The 4,634-nt window shown below is 75.3% G+C and carries 6 protein-coding genes; 2 read left to right on the top strand and 4 right to left on the bottom strand.

From position 1 onward, the window contains the following. Nucleotides 1–54: 54 nt before the first annotated feature. Nucleotides 55–636 (bottom strand): TetR/AcrR family transcriptional regulator, encoded by a 582-nt coding sequence (locus IH44_RS0139190; RefSeq protein WP_030464636.1) that lies wholly within the window; start codon nucleotides 634–636, stop codon nucleotides 55–57. A gap of 112 nt (nucleotides 637–748) precedes the next feature. Here IH44_RS0139190 and IH44_RS0139185 point away from each other — a divergent pair, with 112 nt between their 5' ends. Further along, nucleotides 749–1,528: an SDR family NAD(P)-dependent oxidoreductase gene (locus IH44_RS0139185; RefSeq protein ID WP_051818282.1), complete on the top strand. Its 780-nt coding sequence runs from the start codon at nucleotides 749–751 to the stop codon at nucleotides 1,526–1,528. On the opposite strand, the gene IH44_RS0139180 is transcribed toward IH44_RS0139185, so the two are convergent. Both IH44_RS0139180 and IH44_RS0139175 read right to left on the bottom strand, forming a co-directional pair. Further along, complete coding sequence (locus tag IH44_RS0139180) at nucleotides 1,516–1,947, bottom strand: cupin domain-containing protein (RefSeq protein WP_030464634.1); 432 nt, start codon at nucleotides 1,945–1,947, stop codon at nucleotides 1,516–1,518. The two genes, IH44_RS0139185 and IH44_RS0139180, sit on opposite strands and share 13 nt — an antisense overlap. Nucleotides 1,948–1,973: 26 nt before the next feature. Then, nucleotides 1,974–2,990: a zinc-dependent alcohol dehydrogenase family protein gene (locus tag IH44_RS0139175; protein ID WP_030464633.1), complete on the bottom strand. Its 1,017-nt coding sequence runs from the start codon at nucleotides 2,988–2,990 to the stop codon at nucleotides 1,974–1,976. Nucleotides 2,991–3,176: 186 nt separating this feature from the next. Between IH44_RS0139175 and IH44_RS42085 the strand changes: the two genes are divergently transcribed. Further along, nucleotides 3,177–3,437: an STAS domain-containing protein gene (locus IH44_RS42085; RefSeq protein ID WP_063759775.1), complete on the top strand. Its 261-nt coding sequence runs from the start codon at nucleotides 3,177–3,179 to the stop codon at nucleotides 3,435–3,437. 7 nt (nucleotides 3,438–3,444) lie between these two features. Here IH44_RS42085 and IH44_RS0139165 read toward each other — a convergent pair whose 3' ends face one another. Then, nucleotides 3,445–4,428 (bottom strand): sigma-70 family RNA polymerase sigma factor, encoded by a 984-nt coding sequence (locus IH44_RS0139165; protein ID WP_030464632.1) that lies wholly within the window; start codon nucleotides 4,426–4,428, stop codon nucleotides 3,445–3,447. Between the last annotated feature and the right edge of the window lie 206 nt (nucleotides 4,429–4,634).

Raw genomic sequence — 4,634 nt, 5'->3', positions numbered from 1 at the left:
GTGCGGGGTGGGCCGGTTCGGGCGGTGGCCGGGCGGTTCGGTGTTGGGGGGGGCTCAGGTGGGCCAGTGGTGGAGGGCCTGGGTGGCGATGCGGTGCAGTTGGTCGGGTGGGGTGCCGTCGGCGGCTTGGACGGCTAGGCCGTAGGTGAGGGCGCTCAGGTAGCCGGCCAGGGCGGCCGGGTCGGTGCCGGGTGGGAACTCGCCGTCGGCGGCGGCCCGTTCGAGACGGGTGCGCAGGGCGGCGCGCTGGGTGGCGCGGCGGGCGGCGCTCTCGGCGCGCACGGTCTCCGAGCCGGGGCCGGTGGCGAGCGCGCCGTGCACCAGCAGGCAGCCGGGGCCCTCCGGGCGGGTGACCACCTCGACGGTGCCGCGCAGCAGTTGCTCGGCGACCGCGCGGGCGGTGGGCGCGGCCAGGGCCTCCCGGACGTGCCGGGCCGGGCCGCGGTGGTAGCGGTCCAGGCACTGGCGGAACAGCGCCTCCTTGTTGCCGTACGCCGCGTACAGGCTGGGCCGGTTGATGCCCATCGCGGCGGTGAGGTCGGAGAGCGCGGTGCCCTCGTAGCCGTGCCGCCAGAAGACGCGCATCGCGCGCTCCAGCCGCTCGTCGAGGTCGAACGTGCGCGGACGGCCCGTCATGTCGCCCTGTCCTCCGGTGGGTTCGGCTGCTGCCCCGGTCATTCTGTACCGATCGATATGGTAGCGTCTCCGCCGTGTACCGAACGGTACAGATCTGGGAGGGGAACCCGACATGACGCAGCAGCCCACCGCCACCGCCACCTTCGCGCCCGACGCGCTGGCCGGCCGCACCGCCCTGGTCACCGGCGGCTCGCGCGGCATCGGCGCCGCGATCGCGCTGGCCCTGGCCGCCGCCGGGGCCGACGTCGCGCTCAGCCACGGCGGCTCGGCCGACCGGGCCGCGGACGTGGTGCGGCGGATCGAGGCGCTCGGCCGACGGGCCGCCGCCTACCGGGCCGACCAGGGGGACACCGCCCAGGTCGAGGAACTGGTCGCCGCCGTCGCGGCGGACTTCGGACGGCTCGACATCCTGGTCAACAACGCCGGCGTACTGGCCGGCGCCCCGGTCGACGGGGACGCCGACCCGGCGGCCCTGGAACGCCAGTACGCCGTCAACGTGACCGGGGTGACCGCCGCGATCCGGGCCGCCGCGCCCCGGCTGCCCGACGGCGGACGGATCATCACCGTCGGCTCCAACCTGGCCACCCGCCCCGGCCTGCCCGGCCTCGCCGACTACGCGGCCACCAAGGCCGCCGTCACCTCCTACAGCCGCAGCGCCGCCAGTGAACTGGCCGGCCGCGGCATCACCGTCAACGTGGTGCAGCCCGGCTCGACCGCCACCGAGATGAACCCCGAGGACGGCCCGCACTCCGACGCCCAGCGCGCCGCCAACGCGCTCGGCCGCTACGGCCGCCCCGAGGAGATCGCCGCCGCCGTGGTCTTCCTGGCCACGCCCGCCGCCGCCTTCGTCACCGGCAGCGTGCTGGCCGTCGACGGCGGCTACTTCGGCTGATCCGACCCCGGACCGCGGCGCCGGGCGGCGCCGTACTGGGCGTCGGTGACGGCCTCGGCCCACACCGTCTCGGGCGAACCGTCACCGGTGGCCTCCCAGAGCGCCAGGTGCGCCATGAAGCGGTCCGGGACGGCGCCGTGCCAGTGCGCCTCGCCCGGCGGGCACACCACGCTCTCGCCGGGGTGCGCCTCCAGGACGACACCGTCCCGGGTGCCGACCAGGGCGATCCCGGAGACCACGTGCAGGGTCTGGCCGAGCGCGTGGGTGTGCCAGTGGGTGCGGGCGCCCGGCGCGAAGCGCACCAGGTTGGCGCGCAGCCGGGACGGGGCGGCACCGGCCGCCAGGACGTCCCACCAGACGTCGCCGGTGAACCACTCGGCCGGGCCCCGGCCGGTGGGCTGCTGCGGGAGGAATTCCATCGGGTGCTCCTGGGGGAGGGGAGTGGTCAGGGCTTGAGCAGGGTCTTGATCGCGCGGCGCTCGTCCATCGCCCGGTAGCCCTCGGCGACGTCGGCGAGCGGCAGGGCGAGGTCGAAGACCTTCCCGGGGTCGATCCGGCCGGACAGCACCCGCTCGTTCAGGTCCGGCAGGTAGCGGCGGACGGGGGCCGGGCCGCCGCGCAGGCCGACGTGCGAGAAGAACAGCTCCCGGCCGTCCAGGGCGACACCGTGCGGGACGCCGACGACGCCGACGCTGCCGCCGGGACGGGCGGAGCGCAGGGCCTGCCGCACGGCCTCGGCGGTGCCGACGCACTCCAGGACGCTGTCGGCGCCGATGCCGCCGGTCAGCTCCCTGATCCGCTCGACGCCCTGCTCGCCGCGTTCGGTGACGATGTCGGTGGCGCCGAAGGCCAGGGCGAGCTTCTGCCGGGACTCGTGCCGGGACACGGCGATGACGCGCTCGGCGCCCAGCTCCCGGGCGGCGATCACCGCGCACAGGCCGACCGCGCCGTCGCCGACCACCACGGCCGTCGAGCCGGGCCGGACCTGCGCGGCGTCGGCGGCCCACCAGCCGGTGCCCATCACGTCCGAGTTGGCCAGCAGGCCCGGCCAGAGGTGCTCGTCGGGGGTCTCGGCCAGGGCCACCAGGGTGCCGGCGGCGTTCGGGACGCGGATGTACTCGGCCTGGCAGGTGGACATGAACTCGCGCTGCAGGCAGTTCGACTGGAAGCCGTTCAGGCAGTTCGGGCAGGTGTTGTCGGAGGTGGCGAACGAGCCGACCACGAACTGGCCGGGCCGCAGCCCGGTCACCTCGGAGCCGACCTCCTCGACGAAGCCCACGTACTCGTGGCCCATCGGGTGCGGTGCCTCGACCGGCTCCGCACCCCGGTAGGGCCACAGGTCGGAGCCGCAGACGCAGGTCACGGCGGTGCGGATGACCGCGTCGGTGGGCTCGATGACCTTCGGGTCGTCCAGGGTCTCCGACCGGATGTCGCCGGGGGCGTGGATCACGGTGCCGCGCATGGGAAGTCCTTCGGGATCGGGGGATGTCCGCCCTCCAGCCAAGCGCGTCGCGCGGCCCGGTACGAGGCACGGCGAAGAGGTGTACCGGCAGTGCACCCCTCCGAGCGGCCGCCTTCCGGGAGCGGGAACGGGAACGGGGAGCGGCCGGGCCGATGAGTTCGGGGGCGCCGGACGGTCAGTACGGACATGGAGACCCTGGAGATCGAACCGCGGCCCGGTGCCGAGGAGCAGCTCGCCGCGCTGCTCGCCCGACGGCCGCGGCCCGTCCGCGTCGTCCTGCTGGTCGCGGGGGTGGGCAGCCCCGGGCCGGGGGAGCTGGACCGGCTCGGGCGGCTGGCGGCCGGGGCCCGGCGGGCGGGGCACCAGGTGGTGCTGCGCGGGGCCGGGCCCCGGCTGCGGCTGCTGCTGGAACTCACCGGCCTGGCCGAGGCCCTGCCGATGGAGTGACGGTCCGTCAGCCGGCGGCGCGCGGGTCGGTGGTCAGGCGCATCGGCAGGCCCCACAGCGGGAAGAGCCGTTCCACGTCCATGTGGTTGGTCATGGTGGCGATCCGGCCGTCGACGATCTCCAGCTGGGTCAGGCCCCAGGGCGTCCACCCGTTGCCGTCCTCCGCCGGGCGGTACTGGGCGAAGGCCGGCATGCCGTTCGCCGCCACCGGCAGCAGCCGCGAGCCCGCGCAGCCGCAGCCCGCGCCCTGCCACCACTCGCCGAGCTCCACCACGCCCCGCACCCACATCTGGAACGGCGGCATGTTCAGCACCGCGTCCTCGTGCAGCAGCCGCTTCAACGCCTCGATGTCGAAGGCCTCGAACGCCTGGACGTAGCGGGACAGCAGGGAACGCTGCGTCTCGTCCAGCGGATCGAAGGCGTCACCCGCCGGGCCCTGGGCGGCCATCGTCGCCCGGGCCCGCTGCAGCGCGCTGTTCACCGAGGCCACCGACGTCTCCAGCAGCTCCGCCGTCTCCGCCGCCGACCAGGCCAGCACCTCGCGCAGGATCAGCACCGCCCGCTGCCGGGCCGGCAGCTTCTGCAGCGCCGCCACGAACGCCAGCCGCACCGACTCCCGGCCCACCGCGACCTCCGCCGGATCCCCCGCCAGCACCCGGGCGTCCGGCACCGGGCCCACCCAGACGTTCTCCTCCAGCTGCGCCAGGTCCGGCGCGGCGGCCGGGCACGGCGAGGTCAGGTCCATCGGGCGGGCCCGGCGCTGCGGGGCCGGCGCCATGTCCAGGCAGACGTTGGTGGCGATCCGGTACAGCCACGTCCGCAGCGCGGAGCGGCCCTCGAACCCGTCGAACTTCGACCAGGCGCGGACCAGCGTCTCCTGCACCGCGTCCTCGGCCTCGAAGGCCGAGCCCAGCATCCGGTAGCAGTACGCCGTCAGCTCCCGCCGGAACGGCTCCAGCCGCTCCGCCACCCCGTCACGATCCATGATCATTGCCACGTCGTCCAGCTTAGTGCGCGGCGGTGACAGCCGGGGTTCAGGCGGTGTCGTCGGGGCGGAGGGCGATGTGGTCGGTGGCGAGGTCGGCGGCGACGCGGTGCTGCATGCCGAGGGCGGTGAGGAAGGCGGCGGGGAGTTGGACGCGGCCGGTGCGGTCGAGCATGACGTATTCGCGTTCGGAGACGGTTTCGGTGCCGTGT

Source organism: Kitasatospora sp. NRRL B-11411 (genome assembly GCF_000721345.1).
In the GTDB taxonomy this organism is placed as follows: domain Bacteria; phylum Actinomycetota; class Actinomycetes; order Streptomycetales; family Streptomycetaceae; genus Kitasatospora; species Kitasatospora cineracea.
The sequence above is the reverse complement of the archived record's forward strand: the minus strand, read 5'-3'. Positions and strand labels throughout refer to the sequence as shown.

Excerpts from the sequence above, each read along its gene's own strand:
- IH44_RS0139190 (WP_030464636.1), bottom strand. The coding sequence starts at position 636 with ATGACGGGCCGTCCGCGCACGTTCGACCTCGACGAGCGGCTGGAGCGC.
- IH44_RS0139185 (WP_051818282.1), top strand. The coding sequence starts at position 749 with ATGACGCAGCAGCCCACCGCCACCGCCACCTTCGCGCCCGACGCGCTG.
- IH44_RS0139180 (WP_030464634.1), bottom strand. The coding sequence starts at position 1,947 with ATGGAATTCCTCCCGCAGCAGCCCACCGGCCGGGGCCCGGCCGAGTGG.
- IH44_RS0139175 (WP_030464633.1), bottom strand. The coding sequence starts at position 2,990 with ATGCGCGGCACCGTGATCCACGCCCCCGGCGACATCCGGTCGGAGACC.
- IH44_RS42085 (WP_063759775.1), top strand. The coding sequence starts at position 3,177 with ATGGAGACCCTGGAGATCGAACCGCGGCCCGGTGCCGAGGAGCAGCTC.
- IH44_RS0139165 (WP_030464632.1), bottom strand. The coding sequence starts at position 4,428 with ATGATCATGGATCGTGACGGGGTGGCGGAGCGGCTGGAGCCGTTCCGG.